Annotated in this window: 20 protein-coding genes and 1 riboswitch; of the genes, 12 read left to right on the forward strand and 8 right to left on the reverse strand. The window is 71.5% G+C overall.

The annotated features are described in order from the left end of the window. Positions 1 to 20: 20 nt before the first annotated feature. Positions 21 to 530, forward strand: a complete 510-nt coding sequence (locus ACFQ6X_RS15890; protein WP_383181759.1) for a DoxX family protein — start codon at positions 21 to 23, stop codon at positions 528 to 530. Between the two features lie 156 nt (positions 531 to 686). On the opposite strand, the gene ACFQ6X_RS15895 is transcribed toward ACFQ6X_RS15890, so the two are convergent. Next, positions 687 to 2024, reverse strand: a complete 1338-nt coding sequence (locus ACFQ6X_RS15895; RefSeq protein ID WP_383181762.1) for a PspC domain-containing protein — start codon at positions 2022 to 2024, stop codon at positions 687 to 689. A 183-nt stretch (positions 2025 to 2207) separates the two neighbouring features. On the opposite strand from ACFQ6X_RS15895, the gene ACFQ6X_RS15900 reads away from it, so the two are divergent. Then, the gene (locus ACFQ6X_RS15900) at positions 2208 to 3494 is read left to right on the forward strand and encodes a PspC domain-containing protein (RefSeq protein ID WP_383181765.1); all 1287 of its coding nucleotides are present in this window, start codon (positions 2208 to 2210) and stop codon (positions 3492 to 3494) included. Further along, positions 3491 to 4186 carry a response regulator transcription factor gene (locus tag ACFQ6X_RS15905; RefSeq protein ID WP_073744370.1) on the forward strand — a complete coding sequence of 232 codons (696 nt, stop codon included), beginning with the start codon at positions 3491 to 3493 and terminating at the stop codon, positions 4184 to 4186. The genes ACFQ6X_RS15900 and ACFQ6X_RS15905 overlap by 4 nt, the downstream gene beginning before the upstream one ends. Positions 4187 to 4202: 16 nt before the next feature. On the opposite strand, the gene ACFQ6X_RS15910 is transcribed toward ACFQ6X_RS15905, so the two are convergent. Both ACFQ6X_RS15910 and ACFQ6X_RS15915 read right to left on the reverse strand, forming a co-directional pair. Next, positions 4203 to 4964, reverse strand: a complete 762-nt coding sequence (locus tag ACFQ6X_RS15910) for a GNAT family N-acetyltransferase (protein ID WP_383181834.1) — start codon at positions 4962 to 4964, stop codon at positions 4203 to 4205. Positions 4965 to 5011: 47 nt separating this feature from the next. Continuing rightward, positions 5012 to 6082, reverse strand: coding sequence for an NlpC/P60 family protein (locus ACFQ6X_RS15915; protein WP_383181768.1), 1071 nt, complete (start codon positions 6080 to 6082; stop codon positions 5012 to 5014). A 354-nt stretch (positions 6083 to 6436) separates the two neighbouring features. Between ACFQ6X_RS15915 and ACFQ6X_RS15920 the strand changes: the two genes are divergently transcribed. Beyond that, complete coding sequence (locus ACFQ6X_RS15920) at positions 6437 to 6790, forward strand: hypothetical protein (RefSeq protein WP_383181771.1); 354 nt, start codon at positions 6437 to 6439, stop codon at positions 6788 to 6790. Between the two features lie 73 nt (positions 6791 to 6863). On the opposite strand, the gene ACFQ6X_RS15925 is transcribed toward ACFQ6X_RS15920, so the two are convergent. Next, entirely contained in the window at positions 6864 to 8015 is a 1152-nt protein-coding gene (locus ACFQ6X_RS15925; RefSeq protein WP_383181774.1) for an NlpC/P60 family protein, read from the reverse strand. Further along, positions 8014 to 8174: riboswitch (cyclic di-AMP (ydaO/yuaA leader) on the reverse strand. It overlaps the preceding gene by 2 nt. A gap of 256 nt (positions 8175 to 8430) precedes the next feature. Here ACFQ6X_RS15925 and pcrA point away from each other — a divergent pair. Next, positions 8431 to 10869, forward strand: coding sequence for a DNA helicase PcrA (gene pcrA / locus ACFQ6X_RS15930; RefSeq protein WP_329208182.1), 2439 nt, complete (start codon positions 8431 to 8433; stop codon positions 10867 to 10869). Here pcrA and ACFQ6X_RS15935 read toward each other — a convergent pair whose 3' ends face one another. Both ACFQ6X_RS15935 and ACFQ6X_RS15940 read right to left on the reverse strand, forming a co-directional pair. After that, positions 10870 to 12576: a peptidoglycan DD-metalloendopeptidase family protein gene (locus ACFQ6X_RS15935; protein WP_383181777.1), complete on the reverse strand. Its 1707-nt coding sequence runs from the start codon at positions 12574 to 12576 to the stop codon at positions 10870 to 10872. Positions 12577 to 12782: 206 nt separating this feature from the next. Next, positions 12783 to 13769: an esterase/lipase family protein gene (locus ACFQ6X_RS15940; protein WP_383181780.1), complete on the reverse strand. Its 987-nt coding sequence runs from the start codon at positions 13767 to 13769 to the stop codon at positions 12783 to 12785. Between the two features lie 346 nt (positions 13770 to 14115). Here ACFQ6X_RS15940 and ACFQ6X_RS15945 point away from each other — a divergent pair, with 346 nt between their 5' ends. Further along, on the forward strand, positions 14116 to 14529 hold the full coding sequence (locus tag ACFQ6X_RS15945) for a cobalamin B12-binding domain-containing protein (RefSeq protein ID WP_329208178.1): 414 nt from the start codon (positions 14116 to 14118) through the stop codon (positions 14527 to 14529). Between the two features lie 258 nt (positions 14530 to 14787). Here ACFQ6X_RS15945 and ACFQ6X_RS15950 read toward each other — a convergent pair whose 3' ends face one another. Together ACFQ6X_RS15950 and ACFQ6X_RS15955 are read right to left on the reverse strand one after the other, a co-directional pair. Further along, positions 14788 to 16434: a DUF5691 domain-containing protein gene (locus ACFQ6X_RS15950; RefSeq protein WP_383181783.1), complete on the reverse strand. Its 1647-nt coding sequence runs from the start codon at positions 16432 to 16434 to the stop codon at positions 14788 to 14790. Between the two features lie 42 nt (positions 16435 to 16476). Next, on the reverse strand, positions 16477 to 17877 hold the full coding sequence (locus ACFQ6X_RS15955; RefSeq protein ID WP_383181786.1) for an SWIM zinc finger family protein: 1401 nt from the start codon (positions 17875 to 17877) through the stop codon (positions 16477 to 16479). A 137-nt stretch (positions 17878 to 18014) separates the two neighbouring features. On the opposite strand from ACFQ6X_RS15955, the gene ACFQ6X_RS15960 reads away from it, so the two are divergent. The 6 genes from ACFQ6X_RS15960 (at position 18015) to sucD (ending at position 25830) form a co-directional block, all read left to right on the forward strand. Continuing rightward, a complete protein-coding gene (locus tag ACFQ6X_RS15960) occupies positions 18015 to 18473 on the forward strand; it encodes an MmpS family transport accessory protein (protein ID WP_383181789.1) in 459 nt (152 codons plus the stop codon). A 154-nt stretch (positions 18474 to 18627) separates the two neighbouring features. Then, complete coding sequence (locus ACFQ6X_RS15965) at positions 18628 to 19752, forward strand: AAA family ATPase (protein ID WP_351175208.1); 1125 nt, start codon at positions 18628 to 18630, stop codon at positions 19750 to 19752. Beyond that, positions 19749 to 22157, forward strand: coding sequence for a DUF5682 family protein (locus tag ACFQ6X_RS15970; RefSeq protein ID WP_383181792.1), 2409 nt, complete (start codon positions 19749 to 19751; stop codon positions 22155 to 22157). The genes ACFQ6X_RS15965 and ACFQ6X_RS15970 overlap by 4 nt, the downstream gene beginning before the upstream one ends. Before the next feature lie 38 nt (positions 22158 to 22195). Then, positions 22196 to 23371, forward strand: coding sequence for a VWA domain-containing protein (locus ACFQ6X_RS15975; protein ID WP_383181795.1), 1176 nt, complete (start codon positions 22196 to 22198; stop codon positions 23369 to 23371). Positions 23372 to 23742: 371 nt separating this feature from the next. Then, entirely contained in the window at positions 23743 to 24924 is a 1182-nt protein-coding gene (gene sucC / locus ACFQ6X_RS15980) for an ADP-forming succinate--CoA ligase subunit beta (RefSeq protein WP_351175202.1), read from the forward strand. A 21-nt stretch (positions 24925 to 24945) separates the two neighbouring features. Beyond that, positions 24946 to 25830, forward strand: a complete 885-nt coding sequence (gene sucD / locus ACFQ6X_RS15985) for a succinate--CoA ligase subunit alpha (RefSeq protein WP_329208168.1) — start codon at positions 24946 to 24948, stop codon at positions 25828 to 25830. Positions 25831 to 25837: the final 7 nt, after the last annotated feature.

The raw sequence follows: 25837 nt of genomic DNA on the forward strand, positions 1-25837 counted from the left end.
CAACGGAAGGCGGAGCGGTCATGCATGGCTACGGCGGCGGTTCATACGGTCTGGACGAGCCGAGGAGCCTCCGGGAGCGGGCGAGGCAGTACGCGCTGCTGCCCCTGCGGATCTTCCTCGGGGTCACCTTCATCTACGCGGGGCTCGACAAGCTCACCGACAGCGCCTTCATGTCGGCCAGCGGCGACGGTTCCATCGGACAGCTGATGGAAGGGGTGCGCGACACCTCCGCGATCCCGGCCCTCGTCGACCTGGCGCTGAAGAGCCCCGAAGGCTTCGGCTACGCCATCGCGATCGGCGAGCTCGCCGTCGGCCTCGGCACCCTCGTGGGGCTGTGGGCCCGGCTCGCGGCCCTCGGCGGTGCGCTGATCTCGCTGAGCCTGTGGCTCACCGTGAGCTGGCAGACCGAGCCGTACTACTACGGCAACGACCTGATCTACCTCATGGCCTGGCTGCCGCTGCTGCTCGCGGGCGCGGCCGAGTTCTCCGCCGACGCCTTCCTCACGTCCCGGCGGCGACGCAACCGGTAGCTCACCCACGTCACGGTCGCGGCCAGCCACAGGCCCCCGAAGAACACCGGGAAGAAGAACACCCACGGGACCGCCCACGCCCCCGACGCATCCGCCGTGTAGGCGCCGGCCAGGGCGAGCATGACGACGCCCGCCACCGCGCGGCCGGGCCGGATCTCATGACGCAGCACGGGTGACCTCCAGCTGTCCGATGCCGACTTCCATGCTCAGTTCGAGGGTGCCGGCCGGCTTGCTGCCCTTGACCGGTCCGAGGGTCTGCCTCGTCTGCCTGCTCGGGGCGACGTCCACGTCCTCACGTGATTCGGAGGGCAGCTGGATGTCCCCGAGGCCGGCCTCGGCGTGCAACTTCACCGTCATCCCCTTCGGTACGACGACGAGCGCACGGCCCGCCCCCACCCCGATACCGGTGCGCAGGACATCGCCCTCGGGGACGACGATCCGCGAGAGGTCGAGCCGCGCGACCCCGGTGCCCAGCTCGTACCGTGGCTGGACCGCCGCCACCGTGGCCGGACGCCACTGCTGACGGACCCATTCGGTGCTGATGTCCTTCGGGAGGGCCGCCGCACCCGCCAGGAGCCCCGCCGTCACCATCGCCAGCATGATCGTGCCGAAGCCGGTCCGGCCGAGGACCGAGGCGACCAGCAGCCCGAGCCCGAACACCGCGAGCGCGGCGGCGAGCCCGAACTGCAGGCTCGTCCCCAGCGGCTGGGTCTCCCAGCTCAGCCCCGTTCCCAGACCGCCCGCGACCAGCGCCAGCAGGAAGACGAGACCGCCGATCGACCGCGGGCCCCGGGTCCCCGGCGGACGGTAGGGGGCGCGGTACGGCGCGTCCGCGGTCGCCCTGCGCCTGCCGCGGTCGGCCGGGTCGAGCACCGCGTCCGCCGGACCCCACAGATAGCCGGGACCGACCGGCCCCGAAGTGCCGTCCTTGACGATCGGGTCCCGCCACCACGACGGGGTGCCCGGTGTCGGCGGCGCCTTCACCTCGGGTGGTGCCCCGTGCCCGGCGGTGTGCGCCGCGCTTCCCGGCGTCTGCGCAGCGGCCGCGCCCGGCGGATCCTCCGGCGCCGCCGTCCTGCGGTGCTGTGTCCACACGGAGAAGCCGATGACGGCCAGCGACAGCATCGCGGCGAACGCCAGCATCCCGCCGTTGTGCAGCATCGACAGGAGCAGCCCGCAGCCCACCAGGGCCAGCAGCAGCGCTATCAGTGACGCACCCTCGACCCGGCCCGACAGCAGCCTGCGCGCCTCGTTCTCCTCCTCGCCCTCCACGGGGAGCAGGAGCCAGGCGAAGCCGTAGAAGATGAGCCCGATGCCGCCGGTCACCGCGAGGACACCGAGCACGATCCGGAAGATCACCGGGTCCACGTCGCAGTACCGGCCGAGCCCGCCGCACACCCCGGCCACCACTTTCTGCCGCGGGCTGCGCCGCAGCTGCGGTTTCGGCCCGGGTGGCGGCGCGACGCCGGGGGCGGCGTCCTGGGGAACGGTCATGGCTCCATGGTGACGGTCCGTACGCCCTCGTGGGACCCGCGACGACCCTGGCCGATCCCTGATATTGCTCCCGGGCACCCCTCAGGGAGCTTCCCGGAGCGGGATCGGGAAGTGCGGGCATCAGGGTCGCCTCCGGGGCCGACCCTGATGCCACAACCGGCCCGGCCGTGTGACCATCGGTCCATGCCAGCCGCCACGACCCGAGCCGCAAGCTCCCACGCCCAGGATCCGGAGGAGCCGCCGGCGCGCAAGCTGTACCGCAGCGCCGACGGGCGCCTGCTCGGTGGCGTCGCGCGCGGGCTCGCCGGTCATCTGGGGCTGCCCGTCGCCTGGGTCAGATTCGTCTTCCTCGGGCTGTTCTTCGCGAACGGTCTCGGCGCCCTGCTGTACGCCGTCTTCTGGATCGTCGTCCCGCTCGGCATCGGCGGGGTCGAGGCGTCGCGTTCCGTGTTCGAGACGGCCCCGGACGGGCGGCGCAGACTCCGCAAGCCCGACAAGGGCCAGGTCTTCGCCCTCGTCGCGCTGCTCATCGGCGCCATGATCTTCGTCGGCAACGTCGACATGGGCAGCAAGGCCGACCGCTACATCTGGCCGACGCTCCTGATCGGCGCGGGCTCCGTCCTGGTGTGGCGCCAGGCCGACAACGCGCGCCGGGCCCGCTGGATCGAGGTCGGCCGCCGCCGCCGGGTGCTGCACCTGGCCCGGGGCCTCGCGGGCGTCGCCCTCGTCGGGCTCGGTCTCGCCGTGTTCATGGTGGTCCGCGGCTCGGCGGCCCAGCTCGGCAACGTGCTGACCGCCGCCATAGCCGTACTGACCGGCATCGCACTGCTCGCGGGCCCCTATCTGGCGCGGATGACGCAGGACCTCTCCGAGGAACGCCTGATGCGCATCCGGGCCCAGGAACGCGCCGAGGTCGCGGCCCACGTCCACGACTCCGTCCTGCACACCCTCACCCTGATCCAGCGCAACGCGGACGACGGCGGCGAGGTCCGCAGGCTCGCCCGCGCCCAGGAGCGCGAGCTGCGCAACTGGCTGTACAACCCGGAGGGCACCGGCAAGGACGAGGACGACGAACCCGAGACGCTCGCCGAGGCGGTCAAGCGTGCCGCCGCCGAGGTCGAGGACAAGCACGGGGTCCCGCTGGAGGTCGTCGTCGTCGGCGACTGCCCGCTCGACGAGAAGCTGGCGGCCCAGATGCAGGCCGCACGCGAGGCAATGGTCAACGCCGCCAAGTACGGTGGCGAGGGCGGCGCCGTCCAGGTCTTCGCGGAGGTCGAGGGCCGCACGGTCTTCGTCTCCGTACGGGACCGGGGACCGGGATTCGACCTGGATTCCGTCCCGGGCGACAGGATGGGCGTACGAGAATCAATCATCGGCCGGATGCAGCGCAACGGCGGTACGGCGCGACTGCGTTCGGTGCCCGGCGGGGGCACGGAAGTCGAGCTGGAGATGGAAAGGGCGAGCCAATGACCGAGAACACCGAAGCTGCCGGGGGCCCGGAGCGCCGGGTACGGGTCGTGCTCGTCGACGACCACCGGATGTTCCGCACCGGGGTCCAGGCCGAGATCGGGCGCACCGAGGAGACCGGGGTCGAGGTCGTCGGCGAGGCCGCTGACGTCGACCAGGCAGTCACCGTGATCACCGCGACCCGCCCCGAGGTCGTCCTCCTGGACGTCCACCTTCCGGGCGGCGGCGGGGTCGAGGTGCTGCGGCGCTGCGCACCGATGATGGGTGCCGTGGAGAACCCGGTGCGCTTCCTGGCACTGTCGGTCTCGGACGCCGCGGAGGACGTCATCGGAGTCATCCGAGGCGGCGCCCGCGGCTACGTCACCAAGACCATCACCGGCGCCGACCTGGTCGACTCGGTCTTCCGGGTGCAGGACGGCGACGCGGTGTTCTCACCGCGGCTGGCCGGCTTCGTCCTCGACGCCTTCGCCTCGACGGACGCGCCGCCGGTGGACGAGGACCTGGACCGGCTGACGCAGCGCGAGCGCGAGGTGCTCCGGCTGATCGCGCGCGGGTACGCGTACAAGGAGATCGCCAAGCAACTGTTCATCTCGGTGAAGACAGTCGAGTCGCACGTCTCGGCGGTACTGCGGAAGCTCCAGCTGTCCAACCGGCACGAGCTGACGCGGTGGGCGACGGCGCGGCGGCTGGTCTGAGACCGGCCGGTCTCGGTCAGGGGGCTTCCGCCGTGAGCGAGATGTTGGTCTTCTCGCCGATCCTGCGGTAGCCGATGCCCGCGTAGATCCGCTCGACCTCGGGGCTCCCCGGCTCCAGCCAGACGGTGGAGCAGCCGCGCTCGAAGGCCGTCGTGGTCAGCCAGGCGGAGAGCGCGGCGCCGATGCCCCGGCGGCGGAAGGCGTCGGCCACGGCGAGGCCGGCCAGTTCGCTGATGCCGTCGACGGGGACCGAGCAGCCGCCCGCCCCGGCGGGCTCGTCGCCGAGCAGGGCCAGCGCCGCGACGCCGTTGCCGGCCACCGCACCGCGCAGCCAGGCGATCTCGCCCTCGTCGGGGCCGCCTTCGCCGCCGAAGCCCGTGTGCTGGACCGCGGCGGCCGCGGTGAACTCCGCATCGGTGACGGGTTCGGACACGCGGAGCCCGTCCACCGGCTTCGGCGGCAGGAGACCCGCCGGGGTACAGGCCAGTACCGGGGCGTGCAGCTCCACGGTGAAGCCGGCGGCCAGCAGGGCCGGTTCGACGGCTGGGGCCCAGGAGGGCAGGAACTCCAGGCGCGGCAGCCGGTTCCGCTCGCGGAATGCCACGACGAGGTCGTCGATGTCCCCGGCGGTGGGCTCGGCGCCCTGGTCGGGGATGGCGTAGTTGGCGTACTTCAGTTCCCAGCCCGGGTTGTGGCGCACCGTGAAGGGGCCCACCCGGTAGTGGTCGGGGGAGCGGAGGGTGAGCGTTCGCGCGTAGTTCTGGACGTCGGTGTCCATCGGCACGGGGAGCCTTCTCTCTCTCGCTGGGCCGGTCGGCGCGGAGCCTATGCCACCCGGGTCGCTCCCGCGAAAGGCATTTCGCTGATCGGCGCGATGCGGACCGGCGCGCCGGGGCGCGGGGCGTGGATCATCTGTCCGCCGCCGATGTACAGCCCGACATGGGTGACGCCCGAGTAGAAGAAGACCAGGTCGCCCGGGGCCAGTTCGGAGCGGGAGACGCGGCTGCCCGCGTTGATCTGCGTGTAGGTGGTGCGGGGCAGCGAGACACCCGCGGCGCGCCAGGCGGCCTGCGTGAGGCCGGAGCAGTCGAAGGAGGACGGGCCGGTGGCGCCCCAGACGTACGGCTTGCCGAGTGCCCCGTACGCGAAGTCGACGGCCTGCGCGGCACGGGCGTTGGGGGCGCTGACGGAGCCGCGCGGGGTGCTGCGGTCGGCCCGGACGCCGCTGCCGCCGTGCTGGGCGTCGGCGGAGCGCTCGTAGTCGGCGCGCTGGGCGGCCGTGAGGGTGGCCAGGAGCTTGCGGGCGTCGGCCAGTTTGGTGCGGACCGCGGTCCGGTGCTTCTTGAGCTCGGCCTGGCGGTCCGCGAGTGCGGCCAGCTCCTCGTCGGCCCGGGCGCGCAGTTGGGCGACCTCGGTGAGCTGCCTGCGTACGCCGTTGACCGCGCCGGCCTGCCGGTCCCCGGCCCGGTCCAGGTAGGAGGCGCGCTCCAGGTACTGGTCGGGGTCGGAGGAGAGGGCCAGCTGGACGGCGGGGTCGAGGCCGCCGCTGCGGTACTGCGCGGCGGCGAACGAGCCGAGGGCGTTGCGCGCGGAGTTGAGGCGCTCCGTCCTGCGGGCGGCCTCGTCGCGCAGGGCGTCCAGGGACTTGGCGGTGGCGGTCGCCTTCTCCTTCGCGCCGTTGTACTGCTCGGTGGCGACCTCGGCGTCGTGGTACAGCCGGTCGACCTTGGACTTCACCTGGGCCGGGGTGAGCTGGGGCTCGGCCTGGGCGGCGCCCTCGAAGGCGGTCGCGGTAGCCGCCCCGGCGAAGGCCAGAGTGGCTGCGGTGCGGGCAGCAGGCCCGGTGAACGGACGCTGCTTGGGCTTGCGGTGAGCGGCTTTGCGTTGGGCGGCCACGGGGGCGCGGGTCCTTCCGTTCGACTGCCCGACGGGGGGTACCGGCGGGCCCGCCGGTACCGGTGCCGGGCCACCACAGGGGGGAGTGGCCCGCCACCGGAACCTGGCGGGGTGACCGGGGTGCCGCCCGGTACGGGGACGGCGGTGAAGAGTCGGTCACCTGGGAGGGACGCTAAACCCGAGGCACGGTGAAGAGTCGTAATGACAGCTATTGCCTCAATGTGACGTTTCGATCTCTGCAAGTGACCGGAAAAACCAGCTGTAGTCGGGCAATTCGCACGGGTCGAGAGCGAACTCGTAAGGAAGTAGTACCTGGCCGAAGAGTGGTGATATGGCCGCGGCTACGCTGCGGCCATGGACGTACTCATCAATGTCTTCGTGGCCCTGCACATCATCGGGATCGCCTCCCTGCTGGGCGGATTCCTCACTCAGATGAAGGCCGTGGGGGAGGGCAACGCGCGCTTCGGGCCGGCGATGCTGCACGGCGCGCTGACGATGCTCGTCACGGGTGTCGCCCTGGTCGGGCTCAACCAGGCGGACGACCAGCCGGTGAACAACGTCAAGATCGGCATCAAGCTGCTGATCCTGGTCGTGATCCTGGCGCTCGTCTATGTGAAGCGCGATGAGGAGAAGGTCGACAAGGGCGCGTTCATGGCGGTCGGCGGGCTGACGGTCGCCAACATCTTCATCGCCACAATCTGGACCTGACCGGGCAGCCCTGCGGGCCCGGCGCATGCCGGGCCCGCAGGCGGTTCCGTCCTTCTTCGTGCGCTCCGTGCTGTTACGCCGGGCGCACGCTGCCGTAGATCGGCATGTAGTAGATCGACTCCTCGCGCACGTTCGCGCCCGGCTTCGGTGCGTGGATCATCATCCCGTCGCCCTTGTAGATGCCGACGTGGCTGATGTCGTCGTAGAAGAAGACCAGGTCCCCGGGCTTCAGATCGGCGGTGGCCACCCGGGTGCCCACCTCGACCTGGTCCCAGGTGGTGCGGGGCAGGTCGACGCCCGCCGCCTTCCACGCGGCCTGCGTCAGCCCGGAGCAGTCGTACGAGGACGGGCCCGTCGCCCCCCAGACGTACGGCTTGCCGATCTGGTCCCGTGCGAAGGCCAGGACCTTGTCCGCCTTCGACGCGTAGCTGCTGTCGGAGCCCGTGCCGGTTCCGGTGTCCGCCTCCCCCTTCGAGGCCTCCTCCGCGGCCGCCCGGTCCGCCTCCGCCTTCGCGGCGGCGGCCTGCTGGCGCGCGAGCTCCTCCGCCTTGCGCCTGGCCTCCGCCTCCTTCTTGCGCTCCAGCTCCGCGAGCCGCGCCTTCTCCTCGGCGGTCAGCTCCGACAGCAGGGTGCGCGCCTCGGCCAGCTTGTTCTGCACCTGCTGCTTGCTGGTGCGCAGTGTGGTCTGCGATTCCGTGAGCGTCTGCAGGCTCTTCGTCGCCTCGACCCGCTTGGTCGCCGCCTCGCTCTGCTGCGTACGGAAGTCGGCGACCGCCTTCTGCTGCTGGCTGGTCATCCGGGCCATCAGCTGGTCCTGGTCGAAGTACGACTGGGGGTCGTCCGCGAGGAAGAACGTGGCCGTGGGGGCTATCGCTCCGCTGCGGTACTGCGCGGCCGCGTAGTTGCCCAGTTCCCGGCGCGTCTCGTTCAGCTTGTCGGCGCGCTTGGCCGCGGCCTCGAGGAGCGCGTCGACCTTGGAGCGCTGCTGGGTGGAGGCCGCCTTCGCCTTGTTGTACTCCTGGGTCGCCGTTCCCGCCTGGCGGTAGAGATCGTCTACCTTCTTCTGCACTTCCTCGATGCTGGGCTTGGGCTCCGCCGGGGCGGCCGTCGCGCTCTGTGTGGAGAGCAGGGTGACGGACGCGAGCGCCGCCGTCGTGAGACCGACGGCGGGGGAGCTGGTGCGCACACGGGTGCGCGGTTTGCGATGCGACGCCAAGGCCGGCATCTCCTTCCGTGGACCGCCTACCGGGTTAGCTGTCGGGTTCGGGCGGAACGGAAGGCTGCCCTACGGTCCAGCGGGACGGACCGATTCACCCCGGTGCTGCGTGTGGGTCCCCGGTTCCGGACTCCTGTGCGGGAGTGACGGATTCGGCGAGGGTGCCCGCGCGGCGTGGTTCGCCTCAAGGGGGTAACGGTCACCCGTCGGAGCACGCTAGCCAACCCGTGTGCCCCTGTGAAGGTTGATGGTCGATATGCCCGATACATTTCCGTGACCTTTCTGGATTGACCGGCCCCGTGGCGGGAAGTACCTCCGAATCCCTACGCACTGTGGGTGATCCGTCTCGGTGCGCGCACGGATCGGGCCCTCGTACGCAATGCGGCCCCGGGGTGTCGGTGCGGCCGCCTAGACTCGTCAGGCGATGAGCAGCCTCTTTGACGACAGTTTCCTGACCGGCCTCCAGCAAGCGGACGAGGGCCCCCCGCCACCCCCCGAGGACCACGCACCCGAAGCGGTGCCGGAGGACCTCTTCGGGGGCGTCTTCGACGGTCCCCCGCCGCCGCGCGAGGCCTACTACCGCGACGGTGCCCCGCGCCCCGTCGTCGACTCCGCCGCGCTGCTCGACGGGCTGAACACCGAGCAGCGCGCCGCCGTCGTGCACGCGGGTTCCCCGCTGCTCATCGTCGCCGGAGCCGGCTCGGGCAAGACCCGGGTGCTGACGCACCGGATCGCCCACCTGCTGGCCGAGCGCGGGGTGCACCCGGGGCAGATCCTCGCGATCACGTTCACCAACAAGGCCGCGGGCGAGATGAAGGAGCGCGTCGAGCAGCTCGTCGGACCGCGCGCCAACGCCATGTGGGTCATGACCTTCCACAGCGCGTGCGTGCGGATCCTGCGCCGCGAGTCGAAGCGCCTCGGCTTCACCTCGTCGTTCTCGATCTACGACGCCGCCGACTCCAAGCGGCTGATGGCGCTGGTCTGCCGCGATCTGGACCTCGACCCGAAGCGCTACCCGCCGAAGTCGTTCACGGCGAAGGTCTCGAACCTGAAGAACGAGCTGATCGACGAGGAGACCTTCGCGGGCCAGGCCGCGGACGGCTTCGAGAAGACGCTGGCGCAGGCCTACGCGCTCTACCAGGCGCGGCTGCGCGAGGCCAACGCGCTGGACTTCGACGACATCATCATGACGACGGTGCACCTGCTCCAGGCGTTCCCCGATGTCGCCGAGCACTACCGCCGCCGCTTCCGGCACGTGATGGTCGACGAGTACCAGGACACCAACCACGCGCAGTACACCCTCGTACGCGAGCTGGTGGGCCCGGCGGGCGAGGCCGACGCTCCGGGCGAGCTGTGCGTCGTCGGTGACGCGGACCAGTCGATCTACGCCTTCCGCGGCGCGACCATCCGCAACATCCTCCAGTTCGAGGAGGACTACCCGGACGCGAAGACGATCATGCTGGAGCAGAACTACCGCTCCACGCAGACGATCCTGTCCGCGGCCAACGCCGTCATCGAGCGCAACGAGAGCCGCCGCCCCAAGAACCTGTGGACGAACGCGGGCGCCGGCACCCGGATCACCGGCTACGTCGCCGACACCGAGCACGACGAGGCGCAGTTCGTCGCCGACGAGATCGACCGGCTGACGGACGCCGGGGACGCGAAGGCGGGCGACGTCGCCGTCTTCTACCGTACGAACGCCCAGTCCCGTGTCTTCGAAGAGATCTTCATCCGTGTCGGGCTGCCCTACAAGGTCGTCGGCGGAGTGCGCTTCTACGAGCGCAAGGAGGTCAGGGACGTCCTGGCCTACCTGCGGGTCCTCTCCAACCCCGAGGACACCGTTCCTCTGCGCCGCATCCTCAACGTGCCGAAGCGGGGTATCGGCGACCGTGCCGAGGCGATGATCGACGCCCTGTCGATGCGGGAGAAGATCTCCTTCCCGCAGGCGCTGCGCCGCGTCGACGAGGCGTACGGCATGGCGGCCCGCTCGTCCAACGCGGTGAAGCGGTTCAACACGCTGATGGAGGAGCTCCGCACGATCGTGGAGTCCGGCGCCGGACCGGCGGTCGTGCTGGAGGCCGTCATGGAGCGGACCGGCTATCTCGCCGAACTGCAGGCGTCCACCGACCCGCAGGACGAGACCCGCATCGAGAACCTCCAGGAGCTCGCAGCCGTCGCCCTCGAGTTCGAGCAGGAGCGGGCGGAGGAGGAGGGCGCGGGCACCCTCGCCGAGTTCCTGGAGAAGGTCGCGCTCGTCGCCGACGCCGACCAGATCCCCGACGAGGACGAGGACGGCTCCGGTGTCGTCACCCTGATGACGCTGCACACCGCCAAGGGCCTCGAGTTCCCGGTGGTGTTCCTGACCGGCATGGAGGACGGCGTCTTCCCGCACATGCGCGCGCTGGGACAGGTCAAGGAGCTCGAGGAGGAGCGCCGGCTCGCCTATGTGGGCATCACGCGTGCCCGTGAGCGGCTGTACCTGACCCGGGCCGCGATGCGCAGTGCGTGGGGTCAGCCCTCGTACAACCCGCCGTCGCGGTTCCTGGAGGAGATCCCGGACCAGCACCTGGACTGGAAGCGCAAGGGGCCGATGGCGGCCCCGGCGGGACCGACGTCGGGGATCACGTCGTCGCTGTCCTCGTCGCGCTCCAAGTCGGGGCCCTCGGGCTTCGCGACCCGGCGCACCTCGGACAAGCCGGTGGTCACCCTGGTGGTCGGGGACCGCGTCACGCACGACCAGTTCGGACTGGGCACGGTGACGGCGGTCGAGGGGTTCGGCGACCAGGCGAAGGCGACGGTCGACTTCGGCGACGAGCGGCCGAAGAAGCTCCTCCTGCGGTACGCGCCGGTCGAGAAGCTCTGATCAGTTGGGGTTGATGCCGTGGCTGCGGAGCCACGGCATCGGGTCGATCGCCGAGCCGCCGCCGGGCCGTACCTCGAAGTGCAGGTGCGGGCCGGTGGAGTTGCCGGAGTTCCCGGAGAACGCGATGACGTCGCCGGCCTTGACCGAGCCCGACCGGATCTTCGTGGTGCTGAGGTGGCAGTACCAGGTCTCGGTGCCGTCGGCCGCGGTGACGATGGCCATGTTCCCGTAGGCGCTGTTCCACTGGGTGCGCACGGTGCCGTCGGTCGCCGCCATCACCGGAGTGCCGTACGCGACGGGGAAGTCGATGCCCGTGTGGACGGACATCCAGTTCACTCCGGCCTGCCCGTAGTACGCGCTGAGTCCGTGCTGCTTGACCGGCAGGACGAACTTGGGGCGCGCGGCCTCGCGGCGGGCCGCTTCTTCCTCGCGCTTCTTCTTCTCGGCGGCCTGCCGCTCCTTCAGGTCGATGCGCTCCTGGGTGCGGCTGGCGCGGTCCGCGAAGTTCTCCGCGTCGGCGCTGAGGTTGGCGAGCTGGGTGTCCAGCTTGTTGTTGGCCGCGACGGGCTTGACGCTGCCCGGGTCGGCGGCAGCCACGGTCGTGGTGTCGTCCCTCTGCTCGTCGGCGCCACCGACACCGCTCACGGAGGCGGCGGCGATGCCGGCGACGCTCATGACGCAGGCGGAGGGGACGGCGACGGTGAGGAGGGCGGAACGCTTGGCAGGGGTGCGGCGCCGGCCTCGGCTGCCGCCACCGCCGCGCGGGGCCGAACGGCCCACGGGGCGCTGGGCGGTGGAGGTGCGGGCCGCGGGGATGTCGGTGTCGGCGTCGGAGTCGGCGTGGGAGTCGGAGGGGTGCGCGGTGCGGGTGGCCTCGGCGGCCGGGTCGGGCTCGTCGGTTTCCGGGGCCCCGTCGGTGCCGGTCTCCGCGTAGTCGGCGGTGTCGGCGTATCCGTGGGTGTCCGCGTAGTCCGCGGTCTCGGCGTACTCCGTGGTCTCGGTTCCGGCGTCGTGGGAGCTGAACTCGGCCGTCTCGTAGGACTCGTAGGGCGCCGACTGGTGTTCGTACGAGGGGTACGACGTCTGTTCGGGTGCGTACGCCGTGTTCTCGGGCGTGGCGCCGGTGTTCCAGGCGGTGGCGTCGTACGCGCCGGTGTCGACGGTTTCGTAGGTGCCGGTCCCGTAGCCGGGGGTCTCGAAGACCGGGGCCGCGTAGGTGCCCGTGGCGTAGGACGTGTCGCTGAACGTGGTGGTGGGGAAGGCGCCGGTGTCGCTCGTTGCCCACTGGTCGGCCTGGCCCGTGTGGTCCCAGCCGGTGGTGTCCCACTGGCCCGTCGCCTCCGGGGCGCCGGCCTGCGGGGGGATCCCGCCGTCGGGCAGCCAGGTGGCGGTGGTGTCGTACGTCTGCTGCGCCGGATGGGCCTGCGCGTCGTACGCGTCGTACGGGGCCTGCTGAGCCTGCTGGTGTCCGCCGGTGTCCCACTGGGTGGGGTCGTACGGGACGCTGTGGCTCTGCGGCTCTGCGGGATACGCGTTTCCGTAGCCGCCGTAGGTGCTGTCGTACGCAGCCGTGTAACTGCCGTCGTACGTCTCGTGACTGCCGTCGTGATGACCGGGGAGGGTCCCGAAGAGCGGGTCGGTGTCGAAGCTGCCGGTGGAGTGACCGTCGTATCCGACGTACCCGGCGTGGGGGTGCTGGTCGTTCACCAACTTCTCTCTCGCCTCGGCAGCAGGACCTGTTCCGGGGTCCGGTGGGGGGAACCCAGGGTGAGCAGTGGCCGCGACTGTACCCGGCGGTACGCGACGACGACAATCTTCGGCAGGTTCTGTCCGCTCAGGAAACGGGCAATCGGCCGCCTTTCGGTGGACTGAAGAAGCAGCCTTGGCCCTATGTTCGAAGTTTGTTCTATTCGTCAGGCGACTGAAGCTGCCCCTTGGGTGCCGATGACGGCGTCGTCGGACTCGAGCGCCTGACGGATCGCGGCCGCGACGGCGGGATGCACCGGCAGTGCGAGATGGCCGATTCCGGTCACGCGCACGTTCTGCGCGTCGAGGTCGGGGTGGTCGACGCAGGCCGTCTCGACGGGGAGCATGACCCGGTCCAGTTCGCTCCAGAAACTGATGAACCGGGTCCGGCAGCCCGGAGCCGGCCGGCGCAGCTCCTCGATCAGGGGGGAGCCGCTGCGCATCTGGCGCACGATCGGGTGCGCACCGGCCAGCGGGGCGGCGGCCGTGCCGCTGTGCGGCGTGCCGAGGGTGACCAGGGTGCGTACCCGCCGGTCACCGCCCAGTCGCTGTACGTAGTAGCGCGCGATCAGGCCGCCCAGGCTGTGCCCGACGATGTCGACCTCGGTGTGTCCCGTGCGTACGCAGATCTCCTCGACATGCCGGTCCAGGAGCTCTGCCGCCGTGCGGATGTCGCAGGTCAGGGGCGAGTAGTTCAGCGACTCGAGATGGCGCCAGCCGTGCCGGGCCAGGGAGCGGCGGAGGAGGACGAAGACCGAGCGGTTGTCGATGAAGCCGTGCAGGAGGACGACGGGCGGCCGGTCGAGGGGCCGGGCCGGGAGGGCGGTGGTGGTTCCGGCCGCCGAAAGAGTGGCGTGGGGGGTGTCCGGGTGACCAGGGCTGTCCGGGTGACCGGGGCTCTGCCGGTCACCGGCGGATTCGGGGCCGGGTTCGTGGCCGTTCTCCGGGTCGGTTTCCGAGTCTGCTTCGTGTCCCGGGCAGGGAGGGACGGTGGGGAGCCGGCGCTCGGGGGTGAAGCCGGTGGGGTAGATGAGGAGGTGTCCCGCGAGGATCACCAGCTCCAGCGCGGTGGCTCTGACCAGCGCCGATGTCATCCGGCTCGGATACAGACACGACTGGCGCAGCAGTAGGGGAAGGAAGGACAGGACCTTCATGGCCGACCTCCTGCACTGGCATGCGGGGGAGGCGGCTCCCTGCCCCATATGCCCTCACGGGGTGTCGCTGCGGAGGTGGCGACGGCCCTGGTCGGCCGGGGGTCGTACCACCGTGCCGTGCGGCTGACGGCGCGGTGGTACGACGACCTCGTTGCGGCTCCCCTGTACGACGGTCCCTGCGCGGCGGTGGGCCGTGTGATGCGGGGAGCGACGCTTGGCGAACATGTCCCAATGTGTGATTTCCCCCTCCCCGTCCACCGCGAAACGACGCCGTGCGGGATGCTGTGGATAACGTTCGTTCACATCCCCGGCCCTTCAGGCACGGGAGACGCATGTGGAGGCAGTGATGGGTGTGACCGGTCCGATCCGAGTGGTGGTGGCGAAGCCGGGCCTCGACGGCCACGACCGCGGGGCCAAGGTGATCGCGCGGGCGCTGCGGGATGCGGGTATGGAGGTCATCTATACCGGGCTCCACCAGACCCCCGAGCAGATCGTGGACACGGCGATCCAGGAGGATGCCGACGCGATCGGGCTGTCGATTCTCTCCGGTGCGCACAACACGCTCTTCGCGAAGGTCATCGTGCTGTTGAAGGAGCGCGAGGCGGAGGACATCAAGGTGTTCGGCGGCGGCATCATTCCCGAGGCGGACATCGCGCCGCTGAAGGAGCAGGGCGTGGCGGAGATCTTCACGCCGGGTGCGACGACGGCTTCGATCGTCGCCTGGGTGAACGCAAACGTCCGCCAGCCCGCCGGGGCCTGAGCAGGCCGTCTTCTCCCGGTGCCGGCTCTCGGAGGTCCGGGCACGCCCTCTTCCGGAGCCGGGCCGCGGCTGAGCGGGCTCTCAGCCGGAGCCCGGAGCGCGAGCTGGGTGTCCGGGCCCGGAGCAGGGAGCCCGAGCTGGGTGTCCGGGCCCGGGGCCTGAGCCGGGTGTCCGGGCCCGGAGCACGGTGCCGTGCGGCCGCCAGTACGCCTTGCCGTGCCCCGGCCCGGCCCGCCCTGGCGTCCGCCGTTCAGTTCGTCATGAACTGCCCTGCGCTCGGTCCGTCAGGCCGCCCTGCGCCAGTTCCGCGTCCATGGCCGCGCGCAGACGCAGGGTGGAGACCAGCCTCCGGAACGCCTCCGACCAGTAGCCACCCGCACCTGGCGAGGCCCCTTCCGGCTCGTCCGGCGTGGTGGTGAGCACCTCGAGCCGGTCCGCCTCGGCAGGGTCGAGACAGCGCTCGGCCAGCCCCATGACCCCGCTGAAGCTCCATGGGTAGCTGCCGGCGTCCCGGGCTATGTCCAGCGCGTCGACCACCGAGCGGCCGAGCGGCTCTGCCCAGGGCACCGCGCAGACGCCCAGCAGCTGGAACGCCTCCGACAAGCCGTGCGCCGCGATGAACCCGGCCACCCAGTCCGCCCGTTCGGCCGCGGGCAGGACGGCGAGCAGCTTCGAACGCTCGGCCAGCGAAGCCGTTCCGGGGCCGCTCGCCGGAGGTGTCGATGGGGTGCCCAGCAGGGCGCGCGCCCACTCCGGATCCCGCTGCCGCACGGCTGCCCGGCACCAGGCCGCGTGCAGTTCCGCGCCCCAGTCGTCGGCGACGGGCAGGGCGACGACCTCCTGGGCGGTACGTCCGCCGAACCTCTCCCGCCAGACAGCGAGTGGCGTCGCCTCCACCAACTGCCCGAGCCACCAGGACCGTTCGCCCCGGCCCGACGGGGGCACCGGTGCCACGCCGTCGCGCTGCATCGCAGCGTCGCACTCGTGCGGGGCCTCCACGGCGATGGCCTCCTCGCCGCCCGTACGGTCCGGGTTCACACAGGACGTGGCGCGGGCCGCCATCCGCCGGGCGAGCGCCGAGTCCGGCAGAGCCGACAGCAGCTCGGCAGCGGTGGAGCGGACGTTGCGGCTGCGGTCGGACAGTGCCTCCTCCAGGAACGCCTCGTCATCGGACGAGAGACCGGTGCGCAGGGAGTCGAGGAACATCAGCCGGTCCTCGGCACGCTCCGTGGACCAGGTGGTGGCGAGCAGGGCACGGGCCGCGGCGGGATCCTGTGCCCGTACGGCTCCGAGCAGCGCGACCCGCTCCGCGAACAGGCCCTCCTCCCAGAGACGGCCCACCGCCTCCCGGTCCTCGGTGGCCGGCAGGCGGGAGCGGTTCGTTGATGCGCGGAGTGCGAATTTCCACTCCGGATTCAGGCCCGCCAGCCAGAGCCCGCGCGGCCCGGCGAACGCCAGCGCGTGCGGCCGCAGATCCGTACGCGCCCGGGCCGCGTCCAGCAGTGCGGGCAGCAGCTCCGCAGGAGCGCGGAATCCACGGGCACCCGCCGATGCCAGCCACTGGGGGATGAGCTCGGTGAGGTCGGGCGCCGTCCCCCTGCGCCCACTTCCCGAGGGCGCGGAACGGTCGGCGAGCAGCTGGGCGAGCCGGCGCCTGGCCGCCGCCGGAAGCGGCGGGCGGGGGTCGTGGGGCGCCGCTTCGGGCACGGCGGCCCCGGTGGCAGGCAGCAGCGCGGCCCGGCGCCGCACGGTGTGGAGCGCCGCGGCATCCAGCAGTGCGGCGGGGCCGTCCGCAGGCCCGCTTCCCGTGGGCGGCGGGCGCCGGTCGGTGCCGAGCAGCGCCGAGGTGACGAGCTCCTCCCAGGGGGCGTTCACCGGCGCGCCGGTCGTTGTCGTCGTGGACATTCGGTCTCCTCCGGTTGTCGGGTGAGCAGGACTTCCGGTGTGTCAGACGAGCGCCACGGTCACGCCCGCGCTGTCGTCGGAGGCTTCCGCGCACCAGGCGGCCAGCGGGTCGAACCCGCGGTGGCCGCACTCCCCGAACACCGTCACGGGACCGCCTCCCGACAGCGCGACGAGCTTCCACAGGCCCGGTCGGGACAGCCCGGACGGGGCGATCGGCAGCGCGGATCCGTCTGCTGCGCCGACCAGTTGCCAGCCGTCCCCGGACGGCACGGGTATGACGTCGCGCAGGGTGGCCGGCCACGAATCCAGCCAGGGGTCGTCCAGCAGGGCCCGCCCGTACGCGGTGAGGGCATCGGCCGTGGTGCCGCCGGTCGGCGGGGATGCCGTGGCGACGGGTGCGCCGAACTGCTGCCCCAGCTCACCCCGTAGCCGCCCGCCGCCCGCGTACGGCGTGACTTCGGCGTCGATCGCCACGCCCACCGGCAGCGCCTGGCCGGGGGAGCGTCCCGCCGCCCCGAAGGAGAGCAGCAGAGCGGTGTGCCCCGACTCCTCTCCGTGCAGCCAGATGCGACGGGTGACGATCTTGCCGTCCTGGGTGTCGTACTGGGCGAGGACCAGCCACCGGTCGCGGACCGCCGGTCCCTCGGCCGGGGAGGTCAGCCCCACCCTCGTACGGACCGTCGCGGCCAGTTGCTCCGGCAGCCTGTCCAGCCCGAGCCACGCCGAGTCCAGCAGATGCAGCAGCGCGCACTCCTCGAGCAGCCGCACGGGCCAGCCGGGGCCCGATGCCGGGATCGCGCCCAACTCCCGTACACGCCCGGCGAGCCCGGGGGCCTGCGCGTCGACCATGCGGGCCGCGGTCTCCTCCCACAGCGCGTATCCCGACCGGTCGGCCGCCGCGAGGCCACCGCGCAGCAGATCGGTGAGACGCTGCTCGAGCTCCTGAGCACCCCCCGTGATCCGCTCGGCCCGACGGTCGGCGCGCCGCCTGGCGGCCTCCGGGTCGGCGAGACCTGCGACCGGACCCTCGCCTGCGGCCGGTGCCGCGGCCCGCTCGGCCGCACGCCTGCGCCGGCCCTCCAGCCACTCCCCGGCCCACTCGGGCGCCTCGCCCTCCCGCAGCGCCGCGCCGTCGGAAGCCCAGAGCAGCAACAGCCCCAGCGCGTGCTTGCACGGAAACTTTCGGCTCGGACAACTGCACTTGTACGCAGGGCCCGTGGTGTCTATCACCGTGCGGTACGGCTTGCTGCCGCTGCCCTTGCACAGTCCCCACACCGTCCCCGTACCGCCGTGGCCCGCCTCGGACCACGGACCGGCCGCGCCGAGCCTGCTCCCCGCCTTGCGTGATGCGTCGTCAGGAGCCAGGGCCAGTACCTGCTCCACCGTCCAGCGCACCACCGGATCGGTGGCGCCTGAGGGTTCTCCCCCGTGAGATAGCAGCATGGGAACGACGGTAGGCCGCCCCACTGACAATCGGTCCTGGCCTGCGATTCCTTCCGCCCGGAAGCCACTTGACCCAGTGCACTCCGTGCGCTTCTCTACGAATGAGGGTGTGAGGGAACCAACTCGGGGGATTCCGTATGAATCGCATGACTCGCTCTGCTCATCTCGGACGCATCCGTCTTGTTCGAGCCGTCGTGTGCGCCGCCGTTGCCGGCGGTCTCGCACTCGGCATGGTCGCCTGTTCCGAATCCGTGGACAGGTCGGTCGGCGAGGCGGTCGATGAGGCCGTGGACGAGACCTACGAGGTGACCTACGAGGTCACCGGCACCACCGTCGACGAGATCCAGTTCCACGGCGGCGGGGGCAAGGCCATGGAACCGAAGATCGAGACCGTCAAGTCGCCCACGCTGCCGTGGAGGAAGACCGTCACGCTGCGGGGCATCATGCCGTCCGCCGTCATGCCGATCGCCCTGGACGGGGGCGCGGCCGACATCGCCTGCACGATCACGTACAAGGGCAAGGTCGTCGAGGAGGCGAAGGGCGAGGCGCTCCTGACGGGCGGCGGCTGCGTCGCGGTCTCGCCGGTCACCGGCTGACCCTCCCCGGCCCTGTCCGCGGGCCGGCAACCGGCTGTCGGTCAGCCGCAGTCGGCTACCGGGAATCGGCCCCGGCCCCGGTGGCGGGGCCGATTGTCAGTGGCATGGTGCACGGTGGAAACCACATCGGGTCGAACGATCTGGAGGGGGATCCATGACCGTGTCCGTACGCACCGCTGTCGCCGCCGCAGAGGCCGGCGGCGAGGCCCTGAGGCCGCACGCCGAGGACGCCTTCGCCGACGAGCTCAAGGCGCTCGCCGCTGCCGACGACCGCCCCAGGCCGGTCCGTTGGCGCCTGTCGCCGTGGGCCGTCGCCACCTATCTGCTCGGCGGGACGCTCCCGGACGGGACACTGATCACGCCGAAGTACGTGGGCCCCCGGCGCCTCGTCGAAGTCGCCGTGACCACGCTCGCCACCGACCGGGCCCTGCTCCTCCTGGGAGTGCCGGGCACCGCCAAGACGTGGGTGTCCGAGCATCTCGCCGCCGCGGTCAGCGGAGACTCGACGCTGCTCGTCCAGGGCACGGCGGGGACACCGGAGGAAGCCGTTCGCTACGGCTGGAACTACGCGCAGTTGCTCGCACACGGTCCCAGCCGTGACGCACTGGTGCCGAGCCCGGTCATGCGGGCCATGTCCGACGGGATGACCGCCCGGGTCGAGGAGCTGACCCGCATTCCCGCCGACGTGCAGGACGCGCTGATCACGATCCTTTCGGAGAAGACACTCCCCGTTCCCGAGCTGGGACAGGAGGTCCAGGCCGTCCGCGGGTTCAACCTCATCGCCACGGCCAACGACCGCGACCGCGGCGTCAACGAGCTCTCCAGCGCACTGCGCCGCCGGTTCAACACCGTCGTGCTGCCCCTGCCCGCGACACCCGATGCCGAAGTGGACATCGTCTCCCGGCGCGTCGACCAGATCGGGCGCTCGCTCGACCTGCCCGCGGCCCCCGACGGCATGGCCGAGATCAGGCGCGTCGTCACGGTCTTCCGGGAGCTGCGCGACGGCGTCACCACGGACGGCCGCACCAAGCTCAAGTCCCCGTCGGGGACCCTGTCCACGGCCGAGGCCATCTCCGTCGTCACCAACGGGCTCGCGCTCGCCGCCCACTTCGGCGACGGTGTGCTGCGCCCCGGCGACGTCGCGGCAGGCATCCTCGGCGCGGTCGTCAGGGACCCCGCAGCGGACCGGGTGGTCTGGCAGGAGTACCTGGAGACCGTGGTCCGCGAGCGGGACGGCTGGAAGGACTTCTACCGCGCCTGCCGCGAGGTCTCCGTATGACGGCCGCCCTCCGTCCGGCCGTGCGGGAACGCGCGGGCGGCCCGCTGCTGCTGGGGGTCCGTCATCACGGGCCCGGATCCGCCAGAGCGGTCCGGGCCGCCCTGGACTGCGCGCAGCCGCATGCCGTGCTCATCGAAGGACCGCCCGAGGGTGACGCGCTGCTGGCGCTCGCCGCCGACGAGCAGATGCGGCCGCCCGTCGCGCTGCTCGCCCATGCCGTGGACGACCCGGGGCGCACCGCGTTCTGGCCGCTGGCCGAGTTCTCACCCGAGTGGGTCGCGATCCGGTGGGCGCTCGCGCACGAGGTCCCGGTGCGCTTCGTGGACCTTCCCGCCGCGCATTCCCTGGCCATGACGGAGCAGAACGAGCGGACGGAACAGGGCGAGCGGACGGAGCAGAACGAGCGGACGGATCAGGCCGAGCAGCCGGAGAGCCGGCCGGGCGATGCCCAGGTCATCGATCCGATCGGTGTCCTCGCCCGGACCGCCGGCTACGACGACCCGGAGCGCTGGTGGGAGGACGTCGTCGAGCACCGTGGCAACGGCGACGCTCCGGAAGACCCGCGGGCGCCCTTCGAGGCGCTCGCCGAGGCGATGACGGCGCTGCGCGAGGCGTACGGGGACGGAGGGCACCCCCGGGACGCCGTACGGGAGGCGTACATGCGCCTTCAGCTGCGCACCGCGCGCAAGGAGTTCGGTGACGACATCGCCGTCGTCTGCGGTGCCTGGCATGTCCCCGCGCTGGCCGCGAGGACGACAGTCGCCGCCGACAGGGCACTCCTGAAGGGGATTCCCAAGGTCAGGACCGAGCTGACCTGGGTGCCGTGGACCCACCGCAGACTCGCCCGGCACAGCGGATACGGCGCGGGGATCGACTCCCCCGGCTGGTACGGGCATCTGTTCGGCGCGCCCGACCGGCCCATCGAGCGATGGATGACGAAGGTGGCCGGACTCCTGCGCGAGGAGGACAGGTTCGTCTCCTCCGCCCATGTCATCGAGGCCGTCCGGCTCGCCGGGGCGCTGGCCGCCATGAGGGGCCGCCCGCTCGCCGGACTGGCCGAGGCCACCGACGCGGTCCGGGCCGTCATGTGCGAGGGGTCCGACGTGCCGCTCGCCCTCGTGCACGACCGGCTGGTCGTCGGGGAGACCCTCGGCGAGGTACCCGACAGCGCGCCCGCCGTGCCCCTCCAGCGAGACCTGACGCGCCTGCAGCGCACCCTCCGGCTCAAACCGGAGGCGCAGGAGCGTGAGCTGGACCTCGACCTGCGCAAGGAGACCGACGCGGCCCGCAGCAGACTGCTGCACCGGCTGGGACTCCTCGGAGTCGGCTGGGGCGATCCCGCCGCGGGCCGGGGGAGTACGGGGACGTTCCGGGAGAGCTGGCGACTGCGCTGGGAGCCCGAGCTGTTCGTACGGATCGCGGAGGCCGGGGTGTGGGGCACCACGGTGCTCTCCGCCGCGACCGCCCGGACCGAGTCGGACGCCGTCTCGGCGACCGCCCTCGCCGACGTGACCGCGCTCGCGGAGCGGTGCCTGCTGGCGGACCTCCCCGATGCGTTGCCCGTCGTGATGAAGGCCCTCGCCGACCGCGCCGCCCTCGACGCGGACGTGGGCCACCTCGCCGACGCGCTCCCGGCCCTGGCCCGCTCCCTGCGGTACGGGGACGTGCGGTCCACGGACACGGCCGCCCTGGCAGAGGTCGCCGTCGGTCTCGCCGAGCGGATCTGCGTGGGTCTGCCGCCCGCGTGCACCGGTCTCGACGCGGACGGCGCGGCGCAGCTGCACCGCCAGGTCGACGGTGTGCACACGGCGATCGGCCTGCTCGCCGGAGGAGCCGTGTCCGCCCAGGGGCTGCGGGAGCGCTGGGCCGGTGTTCTGCACAGGCTGTCCGCCAGGGACACGGTCGCGGGCGTCATCCGGGGGCGTGCCACGCGCCTGCTGCTCGATGACGGGCGGCTCGCCGAGGACGACGCGGCCCGGCTGATGGGGCTGGCCCTCTCGCCCGGCACACCACCGGCCGACGCGGCCGCCTGGATCGAGGGCTTCGTCGGCGGGGCGGCGGGCGGCGGCATGCTGCTCGTCCACGACGAACGGCTCCTCGGGCTCGTGGACGCCTGGCTGACGGGCGTACCGGCGGAGATGTTCACGGACGTACTGCCGCTGCTGCGCCGTACGTTCTCGGCCTACGACCCCGGCGTACGGCGCACCCTGGGCGAGCTCGTCCGCCGGGGCCCGGACCCCGCGAGGGCGCACGGCGGTGCGGAGGCGGCCGCACCGGGCTTCGGCGCCGGACTGGATGCGGAGCGCGCGGACGCGGTCGTTCCGGTGCTCCGGCTGCTGCTCGGGACCGCAGCCGGCCCCGGCCCTGGGACCGGCCCGGGAGCGGAACGGGCGGCTGCCGGATGACCACGGACACAGCGAGGACCGGAGAAGGGGAGAGGGCGATGACAGCAGCTGCGGGCGACGGGGAGGAGCGGCTGCGCCGCTGGCGCATGGTGCTCGGCGCGGACAGCGCCGAGAGCACGGGCTGCACGCTCGCCGGCCGCGATGTCGCGATGGACGGTGCGCTGACCGCGCTGTACGGCGGTGGGAAGAAGCCGGGCAGCCGGGGCGGCAACGAGCGCTCCGCGGGACTCGGGGCGTCCGCGCCCTCCGTCGCCCGCTGGCTCGGAGACATCCGCACCTACTTCCCGAGCTCCGTCGTCCAGATCATGCAGCGCGACGCGATCGACCGCCTCGGACTGTCCGCCCTGCTCCTGGAGCCGGAGATGCTGGAGGCCGTCGAGCCGGACGTCCACCTCGTCGGCACGCTGCTCTCGCTCAGCAAGGCCATGCCCGAGACGACGAAGGAGACGGCACGCGCGGTCGTCCGCAAGGTCGTCGAGGATCTGGAGAAGCGTCTGGCCACCCGTACGAGAGCGACGCTCACCGGGGCGCTCGACCGCTCGGCGCGGATCAGCCGGCCTCGGCACCGGGACATCGACTGGGACCGCACCATCCGGGCCAACCTCAAGAACTACCTGCCGGAACACCGCACGATCGTTCCCGAGCGCCTCATCGGATACGGGCGGGCGGCGCAGTCGGTGAAGAAGGACGTCATCCTCTGCATCGACCAGTCGGGGTCCATGGCGGCATCCGTCGTCCACGCCTCGGTCTTCGGAGCGGTGCTCGCTTCCATGCGCACGCTGGCGACCAGGCTCGTCGTGTTCGACACGGCCGTCGTCGACCTCACCGACCAGCTCGACGACCCGGTCGATGTCCTGTTCGGCGTGCAGCTCGGCGGGGGTACGGACATCAACCGGGCGCTCGCCTACTGCCAGTCGAAGATCACCCGGCCCGCCGACACCGTCGTCGTGCTCATCAGTGATCTCTACGAGGGCGGCATCCGTGACGAGATGATCAAGCGGGTCGCCGCCATGAAGGCTTCCGGCGTGCAGTTCGTGACGCTCCTCGCGCTCTCGGACGAGGGCGCACCCGCCTACGACCGGGACCACGCGGCGGCGCTGGGGGCGCTCGGCGCACCGGCCTTCGCCTGCACACCGGATCTCTTTCCGGAGGTGATGGCCGCGGCGATCGAGAAACGTCCTCTGCCGATACCGGACAGCGAGGTCCCGGTCTGAGGGATGCCGGGCGGAGCGTGGGGATCCGGAGTGATCCGTCATCGCTCCGGAGCGGTCCGTCACTGCTCCGGAGTACTCGGCTCACCGGATCCGGATCCCCGCTCACCGGTCGGGCGCTGCCCTCGCACCCGGGCGGACATGCCGTTTTGTCCCTCACACCCCGGCTACCAGCGCGATCTGTGACCGTAATCACCGCTCAGGTGTGATCTGCAATTTAGGGTCCTGCGGAGCGCGGGGATAACCTGCCGGATGGACATGCCGCGTACCCGGACACCGTGTACGCCTCCCTAGTGACCGCGCAGTCACGTTGCCCCTCGCGGCACGCCCACGCAGAAAACCAACCGCGAGACCACTAAAAGGGACGGACGCGCGTGGACCTGTTCGAGTACCAGGCGAGGGACCTCTTCGCCAAGCACGGTGTACCGGTGCTGGCCGGTGAAGTCATCGACACGCCTGAGGCAGCCCGCGAGGCGACCGAGCGGCTGGGCGGCAAGTCAGTCGTCAAGGCGCAGGTGAAGGTCGGCGGCCGCGGCAAGGCCGGTGGCGTCAAGCTGGCCGCCAACCCCGACGAGGCGGTCGCCCGTGCGACCGACATCCTCGGCATGGACATCAAGGGCCACACGGTCCACAACGTGATGATCGCCGAGCTCTCCCCGGAGATCGAGGCGGAGTACTACGTCTCGTACCTCCTCGACCGCACCAACCGCACCTTCCTGGCCATGGCCTCGGTGCAGGGCGGCATGGACATCGAGGAGGTCGCGGAGAAGACCCCCGAGGCCCTCGCGAAGGTCCCGGTCAACGCCGTGGACGGCGTCGACATCGTGAAGGCCCGCGAGATCGTGGCCCAGGCGAAGTTCCCGGCCGACGTGGCCGAGGGTGTCGCCGAGGCCATGGTCACCCTGTGGGACACCTTCGTCGCCGAGGACGCCCTCCTCGTCGAGGTCAACCCGCTGGTGAAGACCAAGGACGGCCGGATCCTGGCCCTGGACGGCAAGGTGTCTCTCGACGAGAACGCCGACTTCCGTCAGCCCGGCCACGAGGCCCTCGAGGACAAGGCCGCGGCCAACCCGCTCGAGGCTGCCGCCAAGGCCAAGAACCTCAACTACGTCAAGCTCGAGGGCGAGGTCGGCATCATCGGTAACGGTGCCGGTCTGGTCATGTCGACGCTGGACGTCGTCGCGTACGCCGGTGAGAACCACGGCAACGTGAAGCCCGCCAACTTCCTCGACATCGGTGGCGGCGCCTCCGCAGAGGTCATGGCGAACGGCCTGGAGATCATCCTCGGCGACCCGGACGTCAAGTCCGTCTTCGTCAACGTCTTCGGTGGCATCACCGCGTGCGACGAGGTCGCCAACGGCATCGTCCAGGCGCTTGAGCTGCTCAAGTCCAAGGGCGAAGCGGTCACCAAGCCGCTCGTCGTGCGCCTCGACGGCAACAACGCGGAGCTGGGTCGCAAGATCCTCTCCGACGCCAACCACCCGCTCGTTCAGCGCGTGGACACCATGGACGGCGCGGCCGACAAGGCCGCCGAGCTCGCCGCGGCTGCGAAGTAAGGGACGAGGGACTCCAACACCATGGCTATCTTCCTCACCAAGGACAGCAAGGTCATCGTCCAGGGGATGACCGGCGCCACGGGCATGAAGCACACCAAGCTCATGCTGGCCGACGGCACCAACATCGTCGGTGGCGTGAACCCGCGCAAGGCCGGTACCTCCGTCGACTTCGACGGCACCGAGGTACCCGTCTTCGGGTCCGTCGCCGAGGCGATCGAGAAGACGGGCGCCGACGTGTCGGTCCTCTTCGTGCCGCCGGCCTTCGCCAAGGCCGCTGTCGTCGAGGCGATCGACGCCGAGATTCCGCTGGCCGTCGTGATCACCGAGGGCATCGCCGTCCACGACTCGGCCGCCTTCTGGGCGTACGCCGGCTCGAAGGGCAACAAGACCCGGATCATCGGCCCGAACTGCCCCGGCCTGATCACCCCCGGTCAGTCCAACGCCGGCATCATCCCGGGCGACATCACGAAGCCCGGCCGCATCGGTCTCGTGTCCAAGTCGGGCACGCTGACCTACCAGATGATGTACGAGCTCCGTGACATCGGCTTCTCGTCCGCCGTCGGCATCGGTGGCGACCCGGTCATCGGTACGACGCACATCGACGCCCTCGCGGCGTTCGAGGCGGACCCCGAGACCGACCTCATCGTGATGATCGGCGAGATCGGCGGCGACGCCGAGGAGCGTGCCGCCGACTACATCGCGAAGAACGTCACGAAGCCGGTCGTCGGTTACGTCGCGGGCTTCACCGCCCCCGAGGGCAAGACCATGGGCCACGCAGGCGCCATCGTCTCCGGCTCCTCCGGCACCGCCGCCGCCAAGAAGGAGGCCCTCGAGGCCGCCGGCGTGAAGGTCGGCAAGACGCCGACCGAGACCGCCAAGCTGGCGCGCGAGATCCTCGGCGGCTGATTGCGCG

The organism is Streptomyces sp. NPDC056452 (assembly GCF_042796085.1).
Lineage (GTDB): Bacteria > Actinomycetota > Actinomycetes > Streptomycetales > Streptomycetaceae > Streptomyces.